Origin of the sequence: Ruminococcus callidus ATCC 27760 (assembly GCF_000468015.1) — a bacterium.
GTDB classification, from domain to species: Bacteria; Bacillota; Clostridia; order Oscillospirales; family Ruminococcaceae; genus Ruminococcus_C; species Ruminococcus_C callidus.
This window is the reverse complement of sequence record NZ_KI260336.1, coordinates 49,511-51,495: the sequence shown is the minus strand read 5'-3', so window position 1 is coordinate 51,495 and position 1,985 is coordinate 49,511. Positions and strand designations below refer to the sequence as shown.

Annotated in this window: 2 protein-coding genes; one reads left to right on the top strand and one right to left on the bottom strand. The window is 54.3% G+C overall.

Annotated elements, in window-relative coordinates; translation table 11 throughout:
* Nucleotides 1–185: 185 nt before the first annotated feature.
* Nucleotides 186–1,193: a tRNA dihydrouridine synthase DusB gene (dusB, locus tag RUMCAL_RS03790; protein ID WP_021681215.1), complete on the top strand. Its 1,008-nt coding sequence runs from the start codon at nucleotides 186–188 to the stop codon at nucleotides 1,191–1,193.
* 69 nt (nucleotides 1,194–1,262) lie between these two features.
* Here dusB and pnuC read toward each other — a convergent pair whose 3' ends face one another.
* The gene (gene pnuC / locus RUMCAL_RS03785; RefSeq protein WP_021681214.1) at nucleotides 1,263–1,940 is read right to left on the bottom strand and encodes a nicotinamide riboside transporter PnuC; all 678 of its coding nucleotides are present in this window, start codon (nucleotides 1,938–1,940) and stop codon (nucleotides 1,263–1,265) included.
* Nucleotides 1,941–1,985 lie beyond the last annotated feature (45 nt).

Below are 1,985 nucleotides of genomic sequence, written 5' to 3'. Positions count from 1 at the left end.
AAAGTCGCCAGACGCTCTTTGTGCGGTATTGCCGCAGGTATCCAACAGAATTACCGGCGGCAGTTCAGGCACTGTGCAGACATTTTCGAGATTTTCAAAATCCCCGTTTACATTCCGCCAAAACTATGTTATAATATAGGGCAACACCGCACAAAGTATCAAACATTATCATAAGGAGAACCCTCATGCAGACAATACAAACCGCATTCACCCTCGGAAAGACCGCCCTGCCCCGCACGGCAATTCTGGCACCAATGGCAGGCGTTGCCGACCGTGCCTACCGGCTGCTCTGCCGCAGCTTCGGGGCAGCTGCCACCGTCAGCGAAATGGTTTCCGTCAAGGGGCTGTGCTACGGGGACAAAGGCTCCGCAGAACTCTGCACCATTACCGAGCCGGAACGCCCCATGGGCTTGCAGCTGTTCGGCAGCGAGCCGGAATTCGTGGGAAAAGCCGCCGCACTGGTGCAGCAGTACGAACCGGACTGGATCGACATCAACATGGGCTGTCCGGTACATAAGGTAGTTGCCACCGGTGCAGGAAGTGCCCTGATGCGGAACATTCCGCTGGCACAGGAGATCGTGCGGGCTGCCGTGCGGGAGAGCAGCGTACCGGTCACAGTCAAGTTCCGGCTGGGCTGGGACGAGAACAGCATCAACGCCGTCCCCTTTGCACAGGCAATGGAAGCTGCCGGTGCCGCCGCAATTACCGTACACGGCAGAACCAAATCCCAGCTGTACAGCGGCAAAGCCGACTGGAACGCCATTCGGGAAGTCAAGCAGGCAGTGTCCATTCCCGTCATCGGCAACGGCGATGTGCAGACTGCGGCGGAGTGCCTTGCACTGTATGAGCAGACCGGCTGTGATCTGGTCATGGCAGGACGGGGCACCTATGGGAATCCGTTTCTGTTTCGGGAGATTCAGGCGGCAATGTCCGGCGAACTGGTAGTGCCGCCTACGCTGGAAGAACGCATGGAAACCATGCTCCGGCATGTGCGGCTGATTCTGGAATGCAATCCCCAGAAGCCGCCGGAGATCGCCATTCGCGATGCCCGAAAGCATGCGGCGTGGTACATGACCGGACTCTATGGGGCAGCACAGTTTCGGGCAAGATGCTACCACCTGGATTCTTACGCCGCCGCACAACAGCTGGCGGAAGATTTTTTGCAGCTGCAAAAACAGCACCATGAAAAATAGAAAAACACGAAAGGCAGTGGGAAAGAATTCCCGCTGCCTTTTTTAGAATCATTCCATGAGAAAGAGAAACTACCCCTGCACTGCTTCCCGCTTTTTCCAGCTGACAAACCCGTACAGGTCATTCAGAAAGAAAATCGCAAAGTTCACTGCCACCGGGATATACGCCGGATTTTTCAGCGATGCCAGCACCCACAGCACGATCAGCACAATATCGTTCATGGCATACCCCAACGCATAATAAGAGGAACGCAGCATGGTTAGCGATGCCGCCAGGAAACTGGTGGTAACGGAAATGGTACTGAACACGATATTCGGCGTATCCAGCATGTGCAAAATGTAGTAAAACGCCGCAGTTACCGCCACGCTGAAAACAGAAAGCCCCGCAATATGTTTCCGGTTCAGCTTCTGGATCTCCACTTCGTTTCCGTTTTTTGACGGGTTCCGGATCCACGTGATCGTAGACCAGACCGCCATGGGCATGGTCATGCCCAGATAAGTAATCATCTCACCCCAGTAGCGGAACCGCCACGAAATGATGCCGTACAGAATGCTGAACACGATCATCAGAATCTGTGCCCAGACGTTTCCCTTTGCGGCAAAGATCAGCGAAGTAATGCCCACACAGACGGCAACCAGTGTCAGAACGTCCACACTGCCGGATACCAGATTGGAAAGAATGACGATCAACAGCGATCCCAGCCAGAGGAGCCATTCCTTTTTGGTAAGGTCTTGTATTGGATTATGCATCAGAGATCTCCTTTATGGCAATACCGCACAAAGATTGTGCGACAG

Excerpts from the sequence above, each read along its gene's own strand:
- dusB (WP_021681215.1), top strand. The coding sequence starts at position 186 with ATGCAGACAATACAAACCGCATTCACCCTCGGAAAGACCGCCCTGCCC.
- pnuC (WP_021681214.1), bottom strand. The coding sequence starts at position 1,940 with ATGCATAATCCAATACAAGACCTTACCAAAAAGGAATGGCTCCTCTGG.